Here is a 22,816-nt window from a genome sequence, read left to right on the forward strand (position 1 = left end):
TTTTTGTATATAACTTATTTGAGTAATATAGAGTATTTTTATGTTGGAATAATTGTAATAAAACAACAATTATTTATGGAATTAAGAGAATATTGAATTTAAGTATGTATTTTTATTGAATTTATACACTCTTATATTATTCAATTCTCTTGTTTAGCAGTTTTTATAATTTTGTTTTAGCTTATTGGATTTTCTTTTAATGACCCTAATCTTTCTCCGTACAGTAAGTGAAAATGCAGGTGTTCTATTTCTTGTCCAGCATCTTTGCCTTGATTTGTTATTATCCTAAACCCATCTTTTATATTTTGCTTATTTAAGAATTCTTTTACTTCTTTGAAAAATCCTAATATTTCTGTCTCATCTGCATTAGTTAAGAAATCTTCAAAATTTGTGTAAAATCCTTTGGGAACTATCAACAGATGCCCTTTTGCCTGTGGGTTTATATCATGAAAAATCACACAATAAGTTCCTTCAAGAAGCATATCGCATGGAATTTCACCCCTAATTATTTTTGCAAAAGGATTATTATTATCGTATAAAGCCATCATCTCCACCTAACTACTTCTATTTTATCCAAATATATTAAGCATGGGAAGGTTTTTTTGTATGCTAGGGCTCTTCCTAAATAATATACAGAATTGTTACTTTTTATTTCTAATGGATATGTATTTACATGATTTGTTACAATCATTTTGCTGCCCAATGTTCGTGCCCAACTGTGCGTGAGATAATTTTCTTCTTTAGTAAATAACTTACCATTTTCATAAATAGCATAGTTTTTTGAAGATATAATAAGCATTCTTCTAGGTTTTTTTATTATAGAAATACAAAAAGGAAGAAAGAATATTAAGTATATTAAGAATGAATTCATAAAAGAATTTATTGTAATGAAGTTTGTGATTGTAAAAGATAATTTTGTTATTTTAGAAAAAACAGTATTAGAAAAAATAGTATGCAACGATGTTTTAGTATTTAAGGTATTAATCTTTGATACTTCTATTGTAGGTCCAGAATCTCTATGAGCAGAATTAACATGAGATGTATTTATATAAAATATATACAAAATACCTATAGACCAAAATATAATTACATTGTGACTTATTTGATGTACTTGTATTGTATTGTTCAAAAAATCTTTAAAGAAAAACGCTAGATTTATTGTTAAATTAGATAAAAACAAAATAGATTTTGCTAAAAAAATAATCTTTATATTAAAGAGCATAAATAGCATAAGCACAATCCCTAAACATACTGTAATAAGAACAATTGGAACACAAATTATATTAGCTAATATTGGCTGTAAAGTGATTTGTTGGAACCAATAAGTAACATAAGGTAAGGTTATGAAAGAAACAAAAGATGAATAAATAACAGAAAGTGCTACATATTTCATAATGCGTTTTAGAAAGTTACTTATAGTCTTTCGGTTGCTGTTTATCATTAAGCTTTTCATTATAGAGCTCTTACTAGAAACTTTGTTTAGGTATATTAATGATAGAGATGCAAAAAATGATAATTGAAATCCTGGATATAGGATAGACTCTGGCCATACTGCAAGAATTATAAGACATGCAATTTCTATATTCCTAAAAGAATCAGTTTTTCTGTTTAATATATACCCAGCTAATGGTGCTATAAGCATTATACACGCTCTAATTACAGACAATTGAATCTTTATGAATTTTAGGTATGTCAAAGTAAATAACCCAGAAATAACTGAACTTAGAGAAATTATAGAAAATGACAAACCTAATTTTGGGTAAAGCAAGCATATTAGTGACTTAAATATTATATAAAACAAGAAAGATATACATCCGATGTGTAATCCAGAAATTGCTATGCTATGTGCGATTCCACTTTTTTGAAAAGCTTCTACTGTTTCGTTGCTTAGATATGACCTATCTCCAAAAACAAGAGCAAGTATCAAAGCAGATGAATCTGAAATTCTTTGTTTGTAAGGGTTTTTACATGGTTCTGATTCTTTAGATGTTTGTGTTGATGTAATAGATATGTTAGGTTTCTCAGTTTCGCTACTTTGATCCTTTTTATTTATTTGTGTATTTTTGAGAGATTTTTCCAAAAAGCATATTATTTTTTCTTTCAATGATTCTGCTTTTCTGCTCTCTAATTTTGTGTAAGATATAACTTCTCCATGCGCGAATACATTTTCAAAAAATTCTGAATACCTAGAATCCATGCCTCCTTTTATACATGGAGCAGGAACATTATATATGCTTGCTTTTATGCTCAATAAATCACCTACATTTATAAAACTATCATTATTACAGTGTCTTTTGTTGTGTTTTGTAGTGTCAGTATTTTCTATATCATTATATGTGCTTTCTATGTACGAATACTTGTTTTCTAGCTTTTCATTTAACAGATTATGCTTCTCAAGGTTATTTGTAGATTCATTTACAGATTCATTTTTGAGCACTAATCTTATTTTGTTTGAAATAGTAGATTTATTTAATGTTTCTGCTTGAATAAGTATTTTTGTATATTTTTCTGACCCTTCTACTGAAATTACATTGCCTTTTATGTAAGAATCCGCTCCTCTTTTCTCTATTACTGGCATATTCATAGCTATGTAAAAGGTTTTTATCATTATAGAAATAAATCCTAATGAGAACCCTAAATATAAAGAAATTCTGGTATATAAATATATGTTATTGGATTGGATTTTATTTTTTGTATTAAAGTCACTTACTTGCTTAGGGTTGTTATTAAATTTAGATTGAATGCATTTTGCTATATCATAAATAATTCCAAAGAATAAAAGAGAGACGATAGATATCATTAAGTTTTTATTGGATAAATAGGTTAATATCCCTAATATTTGTCCCACAAGAAAACTTCTGAAAATCATTTTTATTTGAGTTTGCTGCTTTTTTCTAGATATTTAACCAAAAACTCTTTTATATCTCCATCCATTATTTTTTCTACTTGACCAGATTCATGCCCTGTCCTTAGATCTTTGACCATTCTGTAAGGATGCATAACATAAGATCTGATTTGGCTACCCCATGAATTATCTTTTTTCTTCGCTGAATTTTCTGAAGCTTCTTTCTCAGCTTTTTCTTTTTCATGTGCATATAGTTTAGACTTTAGCATTTGCATTGCCTCTGCTTTGTTTCTATGCTGTGATCTGTCGTTTTGACATTGCACTACTATTCCGCTTTCTATATGTGTTATACGAACTGCACTGTCAGTTTTGTTTACGTGCTGCCCTCCTGCTCCAGATGCTCTGTAAGTATCTATTCTTATATCTTTATCTTCTATTTCTATGTTTATTTCTTGGTTTATAACTGGAGTTACCCATACAGAAGCAAAGCTTGTATGTCTTCTGCTATTTGAGTCAAATGGAGATATCCTGACTAACCTATGTACCCCTGACTCTCCTTTCGTCCATCCATATGGAAAGGAGTTTTCATTAGATGATACTTTTATTTCTGCAGATTTTACTCCAGCTTCTTCACCTTTTTGTTCATGCAGTATTTCTGCTTTGAAATTATTTTTTTCAAAAAATCTCAGATACATTCTCATCAGCATTTCAGTCCAATCTTGTGCTTCTGTTCCTCCTGCTCCTGAGTTAAGAGAAACAAAACAATCTAACTTGTCTACCTGTTCTGAAAATAGCAAATTTACATAAAAAGGCTTTAGCTGTTCTAAAAGTTCATTAGATTCTATTGCTGCATCTTCCATAAACTCAGGAATTTGTGTCATTTCTTTTATATTTATATACTGTTCTGAGAAATGTTTTATAGATCCTACCATTTCATTTGTCTGGCTATGTTCTTTTAATATTTGCTGTGCTTTTTCTTTATCATCCCATAAGTTTGGATTTTCCACTTCTTTGCTCAGTTCTAGTAATTTGTTTTCTAAATCTAGTTTTTTAAGATTATCTTGGAGTAAGTTGATATATTTTTCTATTTTACTAAAAATTGCATTAATGTTTTCTGAATGTACAGAATTGCTTGTATTATTCTTGCTTGTGTTGTTCTTGTTAGAATCATTGACATTCTTTTGATTGTCGCTAATATTCTTTGCTTTGTCAGAGTTTTTGTTATTGTTTTTTTTAATAGCTTTGTCATTTTCTAATTCATTATTAAGAATATTCATCTACTTGTATTCTGAATTCATTTGTTAAAACTGTCAAATCAGTGTATAAATTACTCATGTGTAATTCTTATCCTAATGCCATTTATACAGATGTACTTGTGATTGGAGGGGGTCCAGTAGGATTGTTTAGCGTGTTTATGCTAGGTCAAGTAAAGTTAGATTCCATTTTAGTTGATTCTTTTGCAGAGCTTGGTGGGCAATGTAAAGCAGTATATCCAGCAAAATACATATATGATATTCCTGGATTCAGTAAAGTATTAGGTAAAGATTTAATAAAAGGATTAAAAGATCAAGCAGAATATTACTCCAAAGAATTTATTTTAAGCAGTCCTGTTAAATCAGTAGAAAAAATAGGTGATGAGTTCTTCGCTAAAATAGGGGACAAAGTTATAAAATCTAAAGCAGTAGTTATATCAACTGGAGGAGGTTCTTTAAAGCACAAGAAGCCTAAAGTAGAAAATATAGATAAATTTGAGAAAGTTATATATAAGCTAGACAATTTAGAGCAATTCAGAGGAAAGAAAGTTGCTGTTATAGGTGGCGGAGATTCAGCTATGGATTGGATATGTGCTTTGTCTAAATATACATCTGACATATATGTTATTCATAGAAGAAATTTTACTGCTAGGAACTTGTCCACCGTAGAGACAGTATACAATTTGGTAAAAAGAAATGTATGTAAAATATTCACTCCTTGCGAAGTGGTTGATTTGAAGGAAAAAAATAACTTTAAGGATATAGATTATGTTTCTATAAAAAACAGAGAAACAGGTGAAATAAAAGAAATAGAAATAGATTATCTTGTTCCTTGTTTTGGATTGGATAATAAAAATGATCTGCCTTACAACATAAATGGATTGGAAACTGAGTGTCACAAGATAGTTATAGACCCTAAGAATGGTTCTACTTCTGTAGATGGAATATATGCTGTAGGAGATGCAAGTTACTATAAAGGAAGACCGAACCTTATTGTTTGCGGTTTCAGTGAAGCAGCTCTATGTGCGTTTAATATCAGAGAAACTATTTTTAGTGACTCAGGATTTATTTACAAGCATAGAAATGATTAATTTACTGCTGAATAACTGAATAGAAGCTATTTAATTAAAGAGGAATTATTTGTTTATATGAATTTGTTTGTATGAACATGAATCAAAATCAGTCAAGTTTGTTTTGAATATATATGTACATATATCTTTTACTTTAATACGCATGGTTTAATTGATTCAATAAGTAGTATAATTTATTAAGTTATGTTCTATCAATTGTAATATTCGATAAATCATATACTTTTAAAAACTAGAATAAAGATTTTTTGTTGGATTCCAGTTGTTGTTTGAAGATCCTAGGTTTGAATATTAATTTTTGATACATGTCTTTGCTTAAATTAAATTCCTTAGCTTCTTCGGTTGACAATGGGACTATTTTCTTTGATTTTATAAAATTATATGAAGACTTCATTACAGGCCTAATAAATGTAACTATTTTTTTGGCATGACCATATTTTATAGCTATTTCTTTGAACATTCTTTCTTTTACATAATCATTGCTAAATACAAATTGTAGTAAGAATAAATATGTGCTTGGAACTTTTTCTTTTTTACTAGGTTTTATTTTCTCAACAAAAGCAGAGTATCCAACAATGTTTCCATCTTTTATGACAGCTAAATGATTAATATTCTCTTGTTTACTAAAATCGAAAAAGGCAACACTTTTATCAAAGCTACTTGATAGAAATTCATATAAGTTTTGTAATCCAAATGAATCTTTGAAGTCTTCATATTTTAATAGATAGAATTTAATAAACATATCTTTTGTCGCTAAATAATGAAAATGTCCTTTTGGATTGAAAATGAACTTATATTCTTTTTCTGAAAAACCGGCTTGTTTCTTTAAACTATTAGTCGGCTTTGCTTTAATATCTGATAAAAATGATAAAAATAAAATGCTAACGAGCATAGTAAAATTCACAATAGACAATATATACCTTTATTTTTCTTTATGCAAATGTAAATCATGAATATAAGTTATAATCATTTTATTATATGTTAATAGCTTAATTAATATTATATTTTCTTAGTACTGTTTAAATGTTTATAAGTTGAAATTTTATACTTACTTAAAAATGATTTGTATTTATTTAGAAAGTTAAGATTTATATGTGTTCATGTTTGTTTATAGGGTTTGATTTTTTTTGAATGCAATAAAACTAATTTTTTTTAGATTTTTGTTACTTAAATTGTTTTTATGAGAAAATGTGTTTAAAAAGCGGGCGAAGGGATTCGAACCCTCGACCCCAACCATGGCAAGGTTGTGCTCTACCACTGAGCTACGCCCGCTTGATAATTATTTGTACCATATAAAAATTATAATAGAAATATTCTAGATTGGGTTAGAATTTTGATGAACTTGATGTTGTTTAATTAATATACAATATATATAATTTGTGTTAATGAAATTTGACTATGGTTTTTTGAAAAACTTAAACAAAAGTTGTGTAGATGAATTTGCAAAGTATGTAGAGATCATTTTCTTTCTTAGAAGAGAGAAACCCAGCATTTGGCATAAGATGTATAAAGCTAACGCTGAGGAAACCACTTTATCTTTTTCAAAGGAATTTAATGATTTTTATATGTTGGCAAAAAACAATTTGTCTTGGTTAAAGTTTAATGATTTTTTGAACAATCTTTATAAGGTTTGCAAGAATTCTCGTGAAAAAAAAGTATACAAATTTTCTGTTGCAAGTAGTTCAGGTTATGAGATTCTGAAAGATTTTTTATTATCTGAATTTAAGGATATTAACTTCAAAATAAACTTAAAACCTTCTATTTTAGGTGGATTCATAATTGAGAATAATTATGAAAGAATTGATTTTTCTTGTGTTAGTAAGCTTAAAAAAATATTGCAAAATGAAAATAGCTTAAGAGAAGCTAAGAATGAGTGTGCTGGAATAAGCTCAAGGAGTATTGTATGAATAAATTGAATATTGAATCTTTAGTGGAAGAAATAGAATCTAAAATCAAAAACTCGAAAGAAGCAGAAAATATAAAGTCTGAAGAAATAGGATATGTTGAAGAAATATCTGATGGAATAGCTATAGTATCTGGTCTGAATAACGCAGTGTACGGAGATTTGGTAAAATTTTCCAACAATCAAAAAGGTTGGATAGTAGAGCTACTTGAGAATTATATAAAATGTGTTGTGTTGGATTCAGATCCCAAAGTAAAAGTTGGAATGACACTAAAATCTGAAGAAATGCCTATAAGCACAATGGTTGGAAAGGCACTTTTGGGTAGAGTTGTTAATGCTTTAGGAGAACCATTGGATGGAAAAGGTGTAATAAAATCTGAATTTCATAGAAATGTCATGTCTGAAGCTCCTGGAATAATGGATAGAAAAAATGTAAATGAACCTTTGTATACAGGAATAAAAGCAATAGATACATTGATACCCATAGGATTAGGGCAGAGAGAGCTTATATTGGGAGATAGAACCACTGGTAAAACTTCTATAGCAATAGACACTATACTGAACCAAAAAAGAAGGCATGAAGAAGGAAATACAATTTATTGCGTTTATGTTTGCATAGGAAAGAAAATGTCTGAAGTTGCTAAAATGGTCTCTTACCTTGAATCTCAGGGAGCTATGGAATATACAACATTTGTAGTTGCTTCTGCAGCGGATGCAGGTATGTTACAGTATTTAGCTCCTTATGTAGGTTGCTCAATAGGAGAGTACTACAGAGATAATGGTGAAAATTCACTTATTGTATATGATGACTTGTCTAAACATGCGATAGCACACAGGCAAATGTCATTGCTACTTAGAAGGTTTCCAGGCAGAGAAGCATATCCTGGTGATGTGTTTTTCGTCCATGCAAATTTGCTAGAAAGAGCTGCTTGTATGAGTGATGAAAATGGAGGAGGATCCCTTACTGCATTGCCTATTATAGAAACATTAGCTGGAAATATATCTTCTTACATATCAACAAACGTAATTTCTATAACTGATGGTCAGATTTTCTTGGATAAAAATCTTTTCCTTTCTGGGCAAAGACCTGCAATTAATACTGGAGTTTCTGTAAGCAGAGTAGGAAGCTCAGCTCAAACTAAAGCTATGACAAAAGTTGCTGGAATGATGAAATTAGAACTATCTCAGTATGCTGAGTTAAAGGAATTTTCTAGGTACTTAACTGATATTGATGAATCTACCTCTAGAATATTAAACAGAGGAGATGCTGTAACAAGAATCTTAAGACAAGATTTGCATGAGCTTCTGACATTTGAAGAGGAAATAATAGTGATCTTTGGGTGTAATTTAGGGTGTTTTGATAAATATGATGACAAAACTATTAAAAAAATGGAAAAGAAGTTTTTAGAAGTTTTTTGGTCTAAGCATCCTGAAGTCGTTTCTGAGCTAAAAGAAAATAAAGTTATTACAGAAGATATGAGTAAGAAAATTAAAGATTTTGCAACCTATTTTAGAGAGAATTTCTAGAAATGAAGCTGCAGGTAGTAGAGAGTAAAATACGTAATTTTTCTAGCATAGGTAGAATAACATCAGCTTTAAAAACAATATCTTTTATAAAAATCAAAAAAATCAAAAAAGAATTCGATAATATACGAGAGTCGTGCAAAGAGCTAAACAAAATGGTAGAGAAAAGATTTTACAGTAATTGCTCTAAGTCAGAACATAATTATACTGAAAATGAAAAGATTAAGAGTATCAGGGTTTTATTTAGCATTGACAAAAAGTTTTGTAAGGATTTTCTGTTTATAGCATCTAGTTATTTTAAAACAATAGAACCTAATCAATCTGATTTTTTTATAACATTTGGTAAATATGCTATAGAATTTTCTAAGTTTAAGAACCTAAAGAGAAATTCTGTTATATCTAATTTAAATGATTCATATGAAGTGGTAAAAGAAATTTTAAAGAAAATGAAAACTGGTAAGTATAGGTTGTTTTTTGATTTTTATAAGAATTCTGAAAGTAAATTTATTTCACAAGAAATATTAAAGCCTATAAAAGAGAAAAAGCTTAGCTGTTCTGATGAGAATTTGCTTTATTTAAACCTTACTTATCAAATTTATTTAGCTTCCATAGAAAACGGCTTGATGGAGAGTTCAAGCAGGGCAATGGCCATGTCTCAAGCTTCTGACACTTGTGATGATATGAAACATAAACTAGAATTGGAATTAAACAGAATTAGACAAGAAAAAATAACCTTAGAAATGACTGAGATTATAGGAGGAATGAATGCCTGATAGTTTGGCCAAAGATGATTTTGTGAAAAAAAATGAATTAATAGAGAAAAATTCTAATTCAGAAAAAAATATCGGAACAATAGTGGCGATTAGAGGTGTTGTAGTAGATGTGCTATTTAAGGTATCAGTTCCTGCTATAAAAAATGCTTTGATAATCGAAGCAGATTCTAAGAAAATATACCTTGAAGTGTTTTCTCATCTTGGGAATGGTGTGATTAGAGCTATATCCATGTCTGATACAATGGGACTTAAAAGAGGGATAAAAGTCATCGATCTAAAAGAAGGTATTTCAGTTCCAGTTGGGTCAAATACCTTGGGTAGAGTTCTAAATGTAGTAGGTGACCCTATTGATGGAAGAGGTCCTGTAGAAGGGTATAAGCAGGAAATACATAAAGCTCCTCCTAAGTTCGAAGATCAATCTATTAAATCTGAAATATTAATTACTGGAATAAAAGTTATAGACTTGTTAGCTCCATATGTAAAAGGTGGAAAAATCGGACTATTCGGTGGTGCTGGAGTAGGAAAAACAGTTCTGATTATGGAACTTATAAATAATATGGCACAAGAACATGGTGGTAGAGCTGTCTTTACTGGAGTTGGAGAAAGAATCAGAGAAGGTCATGAGCTTTACAACGAAATGATTAGGGAAAACCTAATCGATCTTGAGGGTGGAATGTCTAAGGTTTGTTTGATGTATGGTCAAATGAATGAACCTCCAGGAGCTAGAGCTCGTGTTGCTTTATCAGGTGTTACAGTTGCAGAGCATTTTAGAGATGTAGAAAATCAGGATGTTTTCCTTTTTATAGATAATTTATTTAGGTTTTCACAAGCTGGTGCTGAATTGTCTATTCTTTTAGAAAGATTGCCATCTGCTGTAGGATATCAACCTACTTTAGATGCTGAAATGGGAATTTTGCAAGAAAGAATTACTAGTACAAAGAAAAATTCAATCACTAGTATCCAAGCTATATATTTGCCAGCAGACGATACTACAGATCCTGCTCCTGCATCTGCATTTTCTCACTTAGATGCAATTACAGTTTTGGATAGAAGTATAGCAGCAAAAGGTATTTTTCCAGCTATAAATCCACTTTCCTCTAGTTCAAACACTTTGATTCCAGAGATAGTTGGAGATGAGCATTACGATATAGCAACCAGAGTTTTGATTTGCTTGCAGAAATATGATGAATTGAAAGATACAATAGCGGCACTTGGTATGGATGAACTTTCAGAAGAAGATAAATCTACAGTTTTGAAGGCTAGAAAAATACAAAACTTTTTCTCACAACCCATGTTTATGGCTCAGTCCTTTAGTTCTACACCAGGAAAGTATGTAGAGTTAGAAGAAACAATAGAAGGTTGTAAAAAAATACTTGATGGTGAGTTAGATCATTTGCCTGACAGTGCTTTTTATATGGTAGGAAATATACATGAAGCTATAGAGAAGGCTAGAAGGTTATAAAGATGAAAATGACCTCTTTTTTTAATATAAATTTTGATATAAAAACCATTAAAGTTATGGCTAAATATAATGAAGGAATAATTAAAAGTTAATTATGTTTTTGAAAATCATTTATGGCTCTAATTCTATAATTTATGACAAAGTTTCTGTTGTTGGATTTGAAGATTCTGATGGTCTTAGATGTATATTTGATTTTGCTTCTGATTTCTGTTCCGTTATTAATTCTGGAAGTGTTTTTTTTATTTCAGCAGAATCTGACTTTTTAGTAAAAGTAGGCATATCATCTATATCAAAAAAAGATGAAAAAATTACTATAGTTTCTGATTATGTGAACTTGCTTGAAAATAATAAAATCAGCGAAATAAAAAATCAATTAATGGAAAGTTACAAAACAAACTGGGATAAAGAAAACTGGTTCAAAGAAAACAAAGAAAAAATAAATGCAATCTTGGGTTGATGAAATAAAAGGAAAAGTTAGAATATCAGAAGTTATTAGGAGATATGTTTCTAATATAAAAATTTCTGGAGACAGGATGTATATTGCTTGTCCATTTCATAACGAAAAAACACCTTCTTGTGTGGTTAGTGATGAGAGAGGAACTTTTCATTGCTTTGGGTGTGGAGAAAGTGGAGATTCTATAAGTTTTGTACAAAAAATAGAGAAAATAGACTTCAAAGAATCTTGTAAAAAAATAGCATCTTGGTATGGAATAAACTTAGTTTCTAATAAATTTGAAAAGAAAGATAAAAATGTAGATGTTTTTCATAAAATAAACAACTGGTTTAAAGAAAATCTACACAACAACTTACAAGCTTATAAATATTTGAAAAGTAGGAATGTAGATTTAGATTTAATAAAAAATTTTGAATTAGGTTGGATACCTAGCTTTAAGGAAGTAAAAAGTTTTTGTAAGTCTGAGAATATTGGGGATTTTGAGCTCAATGAGATAGGCTTTAAGGAAGGCATTTTAAAAGCTTTCCAAAACAGAATATCTTTTCCTATATTTTCTTCTAAGAATGTAATAGGTTTTGGAGCTAGATATATACCAAGTCACTATGAAGGATCTGGATCTGGTTTTGATAATAGCTCAACCAATCTAGAAAAAAAGCGCAGTTTTATTGGTGCAGAAAATGTAAAATCATTTAGTAAGAATGATGCAAATGCGTTTGTTAGACCAAAGTATATAAACAGCCCTGAGACTAAGTATTTCAAGAAATCTAAAAATTTTTACGGATTGAATCAAATTAAGAAATTTCAGCCAATAGCTCTAGTAGAAGGTTATATGGATGTTATAACAATGAGCAAGCGCTCTGGAAATGCTCTTGCTTGCTTAGGCACTTCTGTTTCTGATGATCATATAAATATGCTAAAAAACTTTACTAATGAAGTGATTATTTGTATGGATGGTGATGAGGCTGGAAACAAAGCCACCAAAAGAATTTTAGAGAAAGTTATGTGTCATATCGATGGTAGGTTGAGGTTTTATGTATTTAGATTTCCTGAAAATGAAGATCCTGATAGCTTTATGAATTCAAATGAAAATGGTTGGAAAAAAATATTAGAATCTAAGGAAGATTTTATTTCTTCTGTGTGGAGACTTTTTATGATCAAAAGAGATTCTCCAGAAGAGTATTACAATGATTTTAAGATGCTTATGAATCTTGTAAAAAAAATACCTGATCAGGAATTAAGAAAGATATATGCATCTAAGTGGAAAAATATATGGAGTAAAGAAATGTACGAAAATAATTCTAGGCAGGAAAGTTATAAGAATTCTTATGGAGGTTATAATTCTGGCAAAAGAAGTAAGTATGACAAATCTGAGTTTTCGAGCGGATTGAAAAACAAAACAGCACCTAACTTAGGTTTGGTTTATGAAAAAGCTCTTATTTCCATTGTGCTAAGATTTCCTGAGGTTTTCGATCATATAGAAGAAGAGTTTCTTGACGTTGCATTCTCTAATGAAATGAAAATCATGAAGGAATCTATAATTGACTGGATTCGTGGTGGTAAAGATGTTGACTTCTTCACAAAAAAAGGTTTGGATAGTGTAGTAGATGATTGTGTCTCTGATAAGATAACTCAAATATTACCATTCATGAATTATAAACAATTCGATGAGAAAATAATTGAATCTTGGAGATTTATATATAAACAAATGAAAGCAAGGAATAAGTAATGTCAAAAGAAACAGAAGACAAAGTTGTAAAAGATTCAAGTTCTTATAATTTTGATGAAATAGTTGAAGCTGAAGATAAGAGTTCTAATTTCTCTTTTAGTGATGACCCTGTAAGAATGTACCTTAGAGAGATGGGAAATGTTCCTTTGCTTTCAAGAAATGAAGAAATAGAAGTAGCTAAGGCTATAGAAGATGGAAAGAAAATAATGATTGATTCTGTCTGTGAAATGCCTGTTACTATATTAAGAATCATGGATTGGTTTGGAAAAGTAAAAGAAAAATCTATGGATATGTCAGATTTTATAGATGCTGAGTATCCTGATGATGGAACTGGTGCTTGCTTCGCTTTTGATGAAGATGAAGACGAAAGTTATGAAGAATTAGAAAAGAAAATACTTGAACTTGAAGGTTTGTACAAAGATTTTAATGACTTAAGGCTTAAAATAAAAGAAGAAAGAAGAAAAGGCATAGAAGATCAGGATCAGAAAGAAAAAAATTCTAAGAACGAAAAAACAACTGCCCCTGAAAATTCAAAAGATGACCTGAGCTTGCTTAAATCTAAGTCAGATAAGAAGATTGCAAAGCTTTTGGATAAATACAAAGATTCTCATGAAAAAATTATTTCAAAGATAAACGACCTTTCTATAAGTTATTTCTGCATAGATAAGCTTATTAACGAAGTTTATTCTCTAAAGAAAGCTATACAAAAAATAGAATCCGATCTTATTAAAGAAATAGAATCAAAGGGAATAAATAGAATTTCTTTTATCAATTATCTGAATATTTTCTATAAAGGAAAAAGAAATAATTACTTTAATGATAGTAGTATTAATAAGGATACTGCTAAAGAAAAGAAAAACGAATCAAAGCTGAGCTTAGATGTTATTAAAAAAATAGAAGAGCACAAACCTACGATAGATGATTATATGTCAAACGCTCAAGAAATAATTAATCCTCTAAATATGGATCTTGGTGAATTCGATAGGGTTGTGAAGGACATGAAGGCTGGTGAGCAGAAAATGTCTAAAAACAAAGAAACTATGGTTTCTGCAAACTTAAGATTAGTTATTTCTATTGCTAAAAAATATACAAATAGAGGGTTGAACTTCTTAGACTTGATACAAGAAGGTAATATAGGTCTGATGAAAGCTGTAGATAAATTTGAATACCAAAGAGGTTACAAGTTTTCTACTTATGCTACATGGTGGATCAGGCAGGCAATTACTAGAGCTATAGCTGATCAGGCAAGAACAATACGTATTCCTGTGCATATGATAGAGACAATAAATAAAGTTGTTCGTACATCTAGGAAATTATTGCATGAGCATGGTAAAGAGCCCTCTCCAGAGGAAATTGCCAAAGAAATTGGAATGCCGGTAGATAAAGTTGTGAAGGTTTTGAAAATATCTAAAGAGCCAGTAAGCTTAGAAATGCCTGTTGGTAGTGGAGAAGATGGGCAGCTCGGTGATTTCATTGAAGATAAAAAAGCAGTTTCTCCTTTTGATATAATGGTTCAAAACAGTTTAAAGAGCGCGATAGAAAAAGCATTTTCTACTCTTCTTACAAGCAGAGAAGAAAGATTACTAAGATATAGATTCGGATTAGGTACAAAGAGTGACCATACTTTGGAAGAAGTTGGAAAGATATTTAATGTAACCAGAGAAAGAATTAGACAGATAGAAGCAAAAGCAATGCGTAAGTTATCGAAGTCAAAAGAATTGATTTCATTTTTGTCAGGAATTAAAACCAAGTTCTAAAGAGATTTTTCTTTAGATTTGATATACTTTGTTGCTTTTCTAAGTAAGTAATAGTTGTCTTGAAGGTTTTGTTATGTTTTTTTATTTCGCTCTTCATTTTTCCTGAAAGTTTTGACCTGTTTTTTATAAAACATATGATTTTTGTTTGTTTTTTTATTGTGAATATTTTCTACCAAGCACTGCATTTTTTAAATTAGTTTTGTCGAAGTTTTTATAGTTAACTTTAAAGATAAATAATTTAATTTTAGAATTTAATTTCAGATACTCCAATATTACAGGTAATATTTTAAGCAAACACACTTATAAATACACGTCTGTAGAATTCTTTCGAATTGTAATAATCTACTTTTTTTAATCATAATTCGCACAATATGTTAATTTTACACCAAGCCTATAATTGCCCAGCAATTTATGTATACTGAGTTTTTAAGAGGTAAAATGAAGAAAATATTTTTATTAACTCAAATAATTGCGATGAATGTTTTTGCGATGTCAGGTGGAGAAGAGATAGGGTGCATGCCTTCTTCTCCTGTACAAGTTCCTGGTCAAGCTGTTGAACCTGCTGCTCCGAGTTCAGCAACACCAGTTAATGATGGTGAGGATTTGAAATTAGATTCTGGTCAAGCTGGGCAAATTTCTGAGCCTGTTGTATCAAGCACAGGCACTCAGACAGAATTAAATCTAGAGCCTGATCATGCTGAGCATCTTAAAAAAGTATTTCAGGGAGGCTTGGAAGGGCTTGGTACTCAGTTTTTTGTACAGCATAAGGAGGAAATACTAGGTTTTATAGATTCTTTAAAGTACAAATCAAAAGAAGAACAAGAAAGTGCAAAACAATCTTATCAAAATATGAAAGAAATTCTCAAAACAAATCCTTATAGAGCTGGCCATGATTCTGATAGTTATGATTTTTACGTTGAAAAAGCAACTGTACTAATAAAGGAGTTATTTAAGGTAGAAGGTGGAGATTTGACTGATGCATCTGTTGGGAAGTTGTTAGATGTAAAAGATTATGAGCTTATGAAGGCATACATAGAAAATGCAATGAATAAAAGTATTGGTGTAGAGTTTTTTGAGGGTGTAGATTTAAATAGTGATGTTTTTCGTGTGATGGAAGACAGTTTAAAGCATGAAAGAACAAAAATCATTGAAAGTATTTTTTCTCATTTTTGCGAATATGTGCTTGGATCTGAATTTGGGATAGGAAGAGTAAGGTCCTGTGCTATCGCAGTACAATCACGTATTCAAGATCTTTTGCAAGGAAGTATTTCTAATTATGAGAAAAAGATAGAATCAATAAAATCTAAAATTGCAAATCTAGAAAAAGAAAAAACAACATTAAAAACTGATAAAGCAGACCTAGAAACAAAAATAAGCTCTGCAAAAAAAAAGAGAGATTTGAATATAATAAATTTTTTTAATCCAAAATTAAAAGCTGTAAAAACAAAAATAAATAATCTCACAAACAAAATAGAAAAACTTCAGAAAGATTTAAATGGAATTCCATGTTTAAATATGGATAAATTTCATCCTCGTACATTTGATAACAGAGATGGAACTATTGCTCACTATCTTAAAATATTGAGGAAAAATATAAGAGTAGAGTATTTAGATAAAGCGCTTGTTATTGAAGATAATGGAGATATGAGCAGAGGGTATTTCCGTATTTTTTCTCATTTAGCAAACATGGCTAAGCATGGTATTAATCCATATGAGTACGCTCTTATGAGTGAAGCCTCAGAAATAGAAAAGCAGGGGCTTGAGATAGACAAGAAAAACACTGAAATGAGCGATTTGGAGTCAAGGTATTATAGGCTAGTTAAAAGATCTAGAAGGAAACAGGAATATAAAAATAGGCGTTAAGAAGGCTAAGAAGAGAAAAGTGCTACAAACTCTAATAATTCTAAACCTAAGAAAAAAAATAAAGATGGCTGGAATACAGTTGGGAAAAGTGGAAAACAAAAGTTGCAAAAATAGGAAATAAAATCTTTTCTGGTTTTGTATAATATAACAATCTAAACCTCCCTTTTCCATCTTATAGCTTTTTCTGTATGCAATGCATTTAGTAATGAAATAAAAATCTTTCTTTCGTATAAAATTGAAAGTTTGCACAAAGCGTTAAGTAGCAAGGCAATTTCACTAAAAATCATTAAATTAAAGCAAGTCACTTACCATTAAAATGTTCATAATATGTTAATTTTTCTTTGTGATTACCTAAAAGTATTGTACAATAAACCTCAGAGGTAAAATGAAAAAATTATTATTGTTAACTCAAATTATTACGTTAAATTCTTTTGCGATGTCTGGTGGAGATTCAGCAAGTGACTCGTCAAAAATGTCTTATACTCACCCAGCTCCATCTGCTATGTCAAGCAAACCTAAAGGGGAATCAGAATTAGTTCCTGAATTAGTTTTTCATCCAAAAGGTACAGAAGAGCATAAGGGTCTTGGATTATATGGTGAAGAAGTATTTAAGCTTGGTAAAGGGATTTTTAAATCTGAAGAACAAATGGAAGGGTTTCAGGCAAAAATACTTAAAATCTTCTCAGATGAATTTGGTGATGAAGATGTAAAAAGTCATAAAAATGCTGTAAGTGATTTCGTTTATTCTTTAACAAATCCACCGAAAGAAAGCGGAAGCTTTGATTCATATGACTCTGATTTGCCTAGAGAAAAAGTGTTGGAAACAAACCCTTATAGATCTGCTTTAGGTAATCATAATTATGAATCTTATGTTAAAAAAGTGATTGATCTTATAGAAAATATATTTGAAAAAAAAATAAAACAAATAAAGGAACAAGGAGATTATAATGAAGATCAAGTTTTGGATCTTTTATTAAAAATACAAGATCATGAATTTATGAAAGAATATTATGATAAATATAAAGAATCTGAGAAACTGAAAGATATTAGAGGAAACAGCCCAGCATTTGCTAAAAAAGATGCAAAGCTTACTAGAGATAAGAATGATACAGAAAAGGAGCATGAGAAAAAAGCAAGAGAATATCCAGATATTGTAAAAAATGAAAGAACAAAAGTTCAAGAAAAGATTTTTTCTCACTTTTGCAATGAGATTCTTGGGTCTGAATTTTCAAAAGAAATGGCTAGATTGTGTGCGATAGCAGTACAATTGCGTATTCAAGATATTTTGCAATATGATATTTCTAAGTATAAAGAGTTTGTAAATAATTGTGATTTGTCGAAATACAATGAACAAAATGATGAGATAAAGAAATTAAATGCAGAGTTAGATAAGTCAAATGCAGAGTTAGATAAATCAAATGCATATTTAAAAAAAATAAATGACCTATTAGCACTTAAGAGAGAGAAAAAATCTAATAAACCAAAAGACAATAACTTAACCGCAGAATTAGAAAAAGAATTAGGCAGAGAGACTAATATAAGGGATTTAATTGCAAAACAAACAGAAATAAAAGTAACAATTACTCAGAATGAAGGTTGTATAGAATTATTAAAAGTTGATATAAAAGAAGCAAAACAAAGCTTAGCAAAACTTAATCCACTGTCTGGAGATGTTGCAGTAGCTTTTGATAGGAGAGCTGGAGAAATGAATGCATATCTTGATATTTTGGTGAAAAATCATAGCAAAAAAGATAAGCATGGCAATCTATTTATTGGAGATAATGGTAATCTAAGCAGAGGATATTACCGTATTGTTTCACATTTATCAAATATGGCTAAACATGGAATTGATCCATATGAATATCCTTTAGAAGTTAAAGTTTCAGAATCGGAAAGTGAAATTACAGAAGAAAAATCTAAAAATCCAAGTCAGAGGACAGTGCGCAGGTCTCCTGGAAAAACTTCTGGAAAAAATCAGAAAAAAAGTTCTGGAAAAAAGACTGAAGATAAAGCGCAAACAAGACCGCGTTCAGGAAGTGAATTGCTAACCGGGTCACAGGCTAATCTAGAATCTAGGCAAAAAAGCAAGAATTCTGGTGAGCATGCTAAGGTAACTGGAACATCACCAAGGCCAAAAGTAGCTAAACCAGGAAGCAAGAAAGGTACTTCTCCAGATAAAAGCTCTAGAACCTGAGAGTCAATCTCTTGCAAAACTAGATCATAAATTATAAAACATTAAGTGAATCTATAAATCTTGATGGTAGAAAAAAGCTACCAAGTGAAAAATAAGGGGATTTTCCTTAATTTTAATAAATTCGTAATGTAAAAACAAAACAAATAAATTCTACGAAATCTAGAAATAAAATACTGAATATAAATTAAGATGTAAATTTATTTTTTCAAAACCATAATTTCAAAGCTTTGAATAAAATTTTTAGCTTTAAATACATTTTTTTATATGTAATTCACAATATGTTAAATTCCAACCTTAATCTGTAATTACGCTTGGATATATGTATAATGGTGCTTTAGAGGTAAAATGAATAAAATATTTTTATTAACTCAAATAATTGCATGGAATGTCTTTGCAATGGGGAATGATGACATAATTGAAATGCATAAAGATCCTGTTGCTGTGGTTTCAGTTGTGTATGCAGGAGCTGTAGCAGCTCAAAATAGTGAGTCCAGATTATTAAACCCAGTTAATCACGAAGAAGACATAGTGCCTGAGATTGTCGTTAATGCTAATGAAGATGTTGAGACAGGTTTTGTAATTCCAGCTAATACTAATGAAGATGAACATAGAGAACCATTTTCTAAAGAAGTTCAAGGTCTAGATCCCAAATTGCTAGAAGATAAAGATAGAGTTGATCGTATTAGAAAAGGTCTGATGGGTGTTTTGAATACAGAACTAGGCCAGTATGTAAATGAAAACTATATAAATGAAAACTACACTTGGGAAGTAGAAGACTTGATTGATGCTTTGAAACGTTCATCAACATTAGGGAAGACTTATCCTTCAGTTTCTATTGAAGAGAGGGAAAAAGCACTAGGAAAAGGTTCTTATAGAGTGGGGTATAATAATGAAGATTACAGTTTTTATATTCATAAGGTTGTTGAACTTGTAAATGAACTTTTCCCAGAATATGTTTTAACGGAAAATTGTATTTTGGTTGGAAGTAAGAGAGACTGGGAGAGCTCATTGCATGGTGTAGTTGTAAATGTGCTTGATATAGAAGGCAAAAATCCTCTCCTTAGTAATGAATATGATGAAAGCCAGGTTAGTATAAAGGAAACAAACACTCTTAGCAGTGAATATGTAGAGAATTTGTTATATCTTACAAGCCACATAAATGAATTATTAGAATTAGAAGAAAAAAAGAATGACAAAGACCCTAATAATATGAGAAAATTGTTAGACATAAAAATAGATACAGTGTATCTTTTGTCTGAAAAATTTATAAAAAAATCAGGAAAGCTAGTAGATAAATCTGTATACAAATTATTAAGTGTAAAAAATGATGAGTTTATGAGAAGATACATATCTAGAGCTAGGAAAACAGAAGAAGGTGAAGCTTTTTTTGAAGGAATAGAGCTATCATACAATAGTTTAAGTATAGGAGATGATTCTACTTATAAGACAAAAGTTCAAGAAAGAATTTTTACTCACTTTTGCGAAAATGTACTTGCTCAGAAACGAGAAGAATCTATGAAAAGATTTGTATTTGGGGAAGAAAGAGCGAGAGTATGTGCTATAGCTGCTCAATTACGTGTTCATGATTTTATACAAAATCATGTTGGTGAATCGGAAAGTTTTATGGAAAACTCTATGAGTGAGCTTGATTTAGAAAAATATACTGAATTATCAAATAAGCTTGTAATGTTAGAAGATGAGTTATATGAACTTAAAGAAACAATAAAAGAACTAGAAATTGAGAAGACTAGTTTAGTATTAGCTCTAAAAGATAAAGGGTTACCAAAACAAGAAAAACAGAGGTTAGCAACAGAAAAGAATGCAAAACAAGATTTATTAAAAGAAAAGAATACAGAAAAAGAAGTTAAAATCTGTCTAATCAATGAAAAAAAGGAGTTAATGAAAAATCTTTGCCCTCTAAAGGAAGGAGTTAATGACTCTTTCCAAGAAAGAGCTGGGCAATTGCATACATATCTGAATATATTAGAGAAAAATCATAACATAAGAGATACAGAAGAAAATTTGTTTATTAAGGATAATGGCTTTTTAAGTAGAGGATATTTTCGTATTCTTTCATATTTAGGAAATATGGCTAAGCATGCGCTTGATCCTTATGAATATGAACTTAAAAAAGAAAATGATTCAGGCTCAACAATAAAAGGAACACTTCAAAAAATACTTAAGTTTGAAAAAAAACTTGGAAAAGTTTTTGAATCTCCAGTGCCAGGTACGGATTTACTTAAATTGCGTGATAAAAATGAAAATCCACGAAAAAAAATGAAATATTCTAGTGATATGGAGAAGCCAGAAGATCCACCACAGATTAACAGAACTGTAAATCCAAACAAGGACTTGAGCAACTCATTAAATGTTTTAAAGGAAAATAAAAAAAGAACCTAAAATATAGGTAATGTGTTTAATATATAAATTTAACAAAACAGATCTTTATATCTGTAATGTATATTTTCATATTTAGTAAAAAATCTTGGAATTATAATTGTATAAATAACTAGAAAATAAAAGAACTGCATTAAAAAGTTCTGTTCACAATCTATGAATATGAATTTCCAGTAATTATTACTTAGAGTCAGGAAATTTTAAATCTGAATTTTGTCTACTATGCGAGGAATTGGTCTTACTAACTGTTTCTACTTATATTTTTGTTTTTAAGTTTTGTTAAGTATATAAAGTTAAGTATATAAAAACACATTAAAAATTCATTTTTATATAACGATTTAAAGATATGCTTAAATTATTTCCATTTAAACATTGATTTTATGGAGTCTAGTAAGCTTGTAGCTGTGCTATCGGACATTTCTGATAGTTCTTTCCACAAAGCTTTTTCTTTTGAGCTCATAGAAGACGTAGATGGGATTTTTGTGCTTACTTTTATATATAAATCACCAATTCTGCCTCTAGACTGCATTCCTAGTTTCTTTATTCTAAGCAAAGACTCTGATTGTGTTCCAGCAGGGATCTTTACAGATATTTTCTTTCCGTCTATAGAAACAACTTCAGCTTCTCCTCCCATCACTAGAGTTACAGGAGACACCTTGATTGTACAGTGCAAATTCAATCTTTCTCTGGAGAACAATTTATGTTCAGAAACTCCAACTTGGATAAACAAATCTCCATTTGGTCCTTCTGATCCTATACTGTTTCCTTCTCCTGGAACTCTTAACTCTTCTCCATTTTCAATTCCAGCAGGGATTTCTATGCTTATTTCTTTATTTTCCTTAACTATACCAGATCCCTTACATGTAGAGCAGAGATTTTTGGATGTCTTTCCTCTTCCCTTACATGCAGAGCATTCTGATTCAACATGAAAAAATCCATGCCTCATAAGGATTGTACCTTTTCCATTACATGCAGAGCACGCTTCTATCGGTCCGCTACTTCCTTTTCCAGAGCATGTTTTGCATGAGCTTGTTTTTGGTATTTTTATTGTCATTTTTGTGCCAGAAAAAGCTTGTTCTAATGTTAATTTAACTCTAAATCTTAAATCTTCACCTCTTTTTTGTCTTTGTCTTCCACCTTGTCCACCAAAGAAACTGCTAAATATGTCTTCAAAATCAAATGAGCCATTTCCTTGACTATATTGATTCCCATGACCACCAAAACCAGATCCAAAAGGATCGCTTCCTCCTGCATCATACATTGATCTCTTTTTAGGATCCTTTAAAGTTTCATATGCTTCAGATACTTTTTTAAACTGATTTGCACATGTTTCATTTCCTTTATTAGAATCCGGGTGGTATTTTTTTGCTTTTTTTAAATAAGCAGTTTTTATTTCTGAATCTGTAGCGTTTTTAGAAACGCCTAATATATCATAAAAATTCTCACTCATTTTTTATGTGTGTACTCCTAATTTCATTTTTTAATCTATGGTTCTAACTTACATAAAAACTGCAAGGTTTATTTCCATGAGTTTAAGGTTTTTTTATTCCTTAAACATTGTTTTAAACATTAACTGA

General features: G+C 30.1%; 16 protein-coding genes and 1 tRNA gene. 11 read left to right on the forward strand and 6 right to left on the reverse strand.

Features of this window, described 5'->3' with window-relative positions; all coding sequences use genetic code 11:
* Positions 1–176 precede the first annotated feature (176 nt).
* The 3 genes from FZC36_RS00610 to prfB all read right to left on the reverse strand — a co-directional run bounded on the left by FZC36_RS00610 (position 177) and on the right by prfB (position 4,122).
* Positions 177–548 carry an HIT family protein gene (locus FZC36_RS00610; RefSeq protein WP_148972063.1) on the reverse strand — a complete coding sequence of 124 codons (372 nt, stop codon included), beginning with the start codon at positions 546–548 and terminating at the stop codon, positions 177–179.
* A complete protein-coding gene (locus FZC36_RS00615) occupies positions 545–2,800 on the reverse strand; it encodes a ComEC/Rec2 family competence protein (protein ID WP_187440123.1) in 2,256 nt (751 codons plus the stop codon). Before FZC36_RS00615 ends, FZC36_RS00610 begins: the two co-directional genes overlap by 4 nt.
* Before the next feature lie 71 nt (positions 2,801–2,871).
* Positions 2,872–4,122 carry a peptide chain release factor 2 gene (gene prfB / locus FZC36_RS00620; RefSeq protein WP_148972065.1) on the reverse strand — a complete coding sequence of 417 codons (1,251 nt, stop codon included), beginning with the start codon at positions 4,120–4,122 and terminating at the stop codon, positions 2,872–2,874.
* Between the two features lie 56 nt (positions 4,123–4,178).
* On the opposite strand from prfB, the gene FZC36_RS00625 reads away from it, so the two are divergent.
* Positions 4,179–5,189, forward strand: a complete 1,011-nt coding sequence (locus FZC36_RS00625) for an NAD(P)/FAD-dependent oxidoreductase (protein WP_148972066.1) — start codon at positions 4,179–4,181, stop codon at positions 5,187–5,189.
* Positions 5,190–5,418: 229 nt separating this feature from the next.
* Here the strand turns inward: FZC36_RS00625 and FZC36_RS00630 are convergent, their stop codons facing one another.
* A complete protein-coding gene (locus FZC36_RS00630) occupies positions 5,419–6,090 on the reverse strand; it encodes a hypothetical protein (protein ID WP_148972067.1) in 672 nt (223 codons plus the stop codon).
* Between the two features lie 296 nt (positions 6,091–6,386).
* A tRNA-Gly gene (locus FZC36_RS00635) sits at positions 6,387–6,458 on the reverse strand.
* Between the two features lie 113 nt (positions 6,459–6,571).
* Here FZC36_RS00635 and FZC36_RS00640 point away from each other — a divergent pair.
* From FZC36_RS00640 to FZC36_RS00685, 10 genes are all read left to right on the forward strand, one after another.
* Positions 6,572–7,093 carry a F0F1 ATP synthase subunit delta gene (locus FZC36_RS00640; protein ID WP_148972068.1) on the forward strand — a complete coding sequence of 174 codons (522 nt, stop codon included), beginning with the start codon at positions 6,572–6,574 and terminating at the stop codon, positions 7,091–7,093.
* Positions 7,090–8,616, forward strand: a complete 1,527-nt coding sequence (gene atpA, locus FZC36_RS00645; RefSeq protein ID WP_148972069.1) for a F0F1 ATP synthase subunit alpha — start codon at positions 7,090–7,092, stop codon at positions 8,614–8,616. The genes FZC36_RS00640 and atpA overlap by 4 nt, the downstream gene beginning before the upstream one ends.
* Before the next feature lie 2 nt (positions 8,617–8,618).
* On the forward strand, positions 8,619–9,386 hold the full coding sequence (locus tag FZC36_RS00650) for a F0F1 ATP synthase subunit gamma (protein WP_148972070.1): 768 nt from the start codon (positions 8,619–8,621) through the stop codon (positions 9,384–9,386).
* Positions 9,379–10,848 (forward strand): F0F1 ATP synthase subunit beta, encoded by a 1,470-nt coding sequence (gene atpD / locus FZC36_RS00655; RefSeq protein ID WP_148972071.1) that lies wholly within the window; start codon positions 9,379–9,381, stop codon positions 10,846–10,848. The genes FZC36_RS00650 and atpD overlap by 8 nt, the downstream gene beginning before the upstream one ends.
* 94 nt (positions 10,849–10,942) lie before the next feature.
* Entirely contained in the window at positions 10,943–11,305 is a 363-nt protein-coding gene (locus FZC36_RS00660) for a hypothetical protein (protein ID WP_148972072.1), read from the forward strand.
* Entirely contained in the window at positions 11,289–13,028 is a 1,740-nt protein-coding gene (locus FZC36_RS00665; RefSeq protein ID WP_148972073.1) for a DNA primase, read from the forward strand. Before FZC36_RS00660 ends, FZC36_RS00665 begins: the two co-directional genes overlap by 17 nt.
* Positions 13,028–14,785 (forward strand): RNA polymerase sigma factor RpoD, encoded by a 1,758-nt coding sequence (gene rpoD / locus FZC36_RS00670; RefSeq protein WP_148972074.1) that lies wholly within the window; start codon positions 13,028–13,030, stop codon positions 14,783–14,785. Before FZC36_RS00665 ends, rpoD begins: the two co-directional genes overlap by 1 nt.
* A gap of 438 nt (positions 14,786–15,223) precedes the next feature.
* Positions 15,224–16,648, forward strand: coding sequence for a hypothetical protein (locus FZC36_RS00675; protein ID WP_148972075.1), 1,425 nt, complete (start codon positions 15,224–15,226; stop codon positions 16,646–16,648).
* 385 nt (positions 16,649–17,033) lie between these two features.
* A complete protein-coding gene (locus tag FZC36_RS00680; protein ID WP_148972076.1) occupies positions 17,034–18,842 on the forward strand; it encodes a hypothetical protein in 1,809 nt (602 codons plus the stop codon).
* Between the two features lie 345 nt (positions 18,843–19,187).
* Positions 19,188–21,242, forward strand: a complete 2,055-nt coding sequence (locus FZC36_RS00685; RefSeq protein WP_148972077.1) for a hypothetical protein — start codon at positions 19,188–19,190, stop codon at positions 21,240–21,242.
* 352 nt (positions 21,243–21,594) lie between these two features.
* On the opposite strand, the gene dnaJ is transcribed toward FZC36_RS00685, so the two are convergent.
* The gene (gene dnaJ / locus FZC36_RS00690) at positions 21,595–22,689 is read right to left on the reverse strand and encodes a molecular chaperone DnaJ (RefSeq protein ID WP_148972078.1); all 1,095 of its coding nucleotides are present in this window, start codon (positions 22,687–22,689) and stop codon (positions 21,595–21,597) included.
* Between the last annotated feature and the right edge of the window lie 127 nt (positions 22,690–22,816).

Source organism: Candidatus Nesciobacter abundans (assembly GCF_008189525.1).
Lineage (GTDB): Bacteria > Pseudomonadota > Alphaproteobacteria > CAJXXZ01 > 1604HC > Nesciobacter > Nesciobacter abundans.

Excerpts from the sequence above, each read along its gene's own strand:
- FZC36_RS00610 (WP_148972063.1), bottom strand. The coding sequence starts at position 548 with ATGATGGCTTTATACGATAATAATAATCCTTTTGCAAAAATAATTAGG.
- FZC36_RS00615 (WP_187440123.1), bottom strand. The coding sequence starts at position 2,800 with ATGATATCTATCGTCTCTCTTTTATTCTTTGGAATTATTTATGATATA.
- prfB (WP_148972065.1), bottom strand. The coding sequence starts at position 4,122 with ATGAATATTCTTAATAATGAATTAGAAAATGACAAAGCTATTAAAAAA.
- FZC36_RS00625 (WP_148972066.1), top strand. The coding sequence starts at position 4,179 with ATGTGTAATTCTTATCCTAATGCCATTTATACAGATGTACTTGTGATT.
- FZC36_RS00640 (WP_148972068.1), top strand. The coding sequence starts at position 6,572 with ATGAAATTTGACTATGGTTTTTTGAAAAACTTAAACAAAAGTTGTGTA.
- atpA (WP_148972069.1), top strand. The coding sequence starts at position 7,090 with ATGAATAAATTGAATATTGAATCTTTAGTGGAAGAAATAGAATCTAAA.
- FZC36_RS00650 (WP_148972070.1), top strand. The coding sequence starts at position 8,619 with ATGAAGCTGCAGGTAGTAGAGAGTAAAATACGTAATTTTTCTAGCATA.
- atpD (WP_148972071.1), top strand. The coding sequence starts at position 9,379 with ATGCCTGATAGTTTGGCCAAAGATGATTTTGTGAAAAAAAATGAATTA.
- FZC36_RS00660 (WP_148972072.1), top strand. The coding sequence starts at position 10,943 with ATGTTTTTGAAAATCATTTATGGCTCTAATTCTATAATTTATGACAAA.
- FZC36_RS00665 (WP_148972073.1), top strand. The coding sequence starts at position 11,289 with ATGCAATCTTGGGTTGATGAAATAAAAGGAAAAGTTAGAATATCAGAA.
- rpoD (WP_148972074.1), top strand. The coding sequence starts at position 13,028 with ATGTCAAAAGAAACAGAAGACAAAGTTGTAAAAGATTCAAGTTCTTAT.
- FZC36_RS00675 (WP_148972075.1), top strand. The coding sequence starts at position 15,224 with ATGAAGAAAATATTTTTATTAACTCAAATAATTGCGATGAATGTTTTT.
- FZC36_RS00680 (WP_148972076.1), top strand. The coding sequence starts at position 17,034 with ATGAAAAAATTATTATTGTTAACTCAAATTATTACGTTAAATTCTTTT.
- FZC36_RS00685 (WP_148972077.1), top strand. The coding sequence starts at position 19,188 with ATGAATAAAATATTTTTATTAACTCAAATAATTGCATGGAATGTCTTT.
- dnaJ (WP_148972078.1), bottom strand. The coding sequence starts at position 22,689 with ATGAGTGAGAATTTTTATGATATATTAGGCGTTTCTAAAAACGCTACA.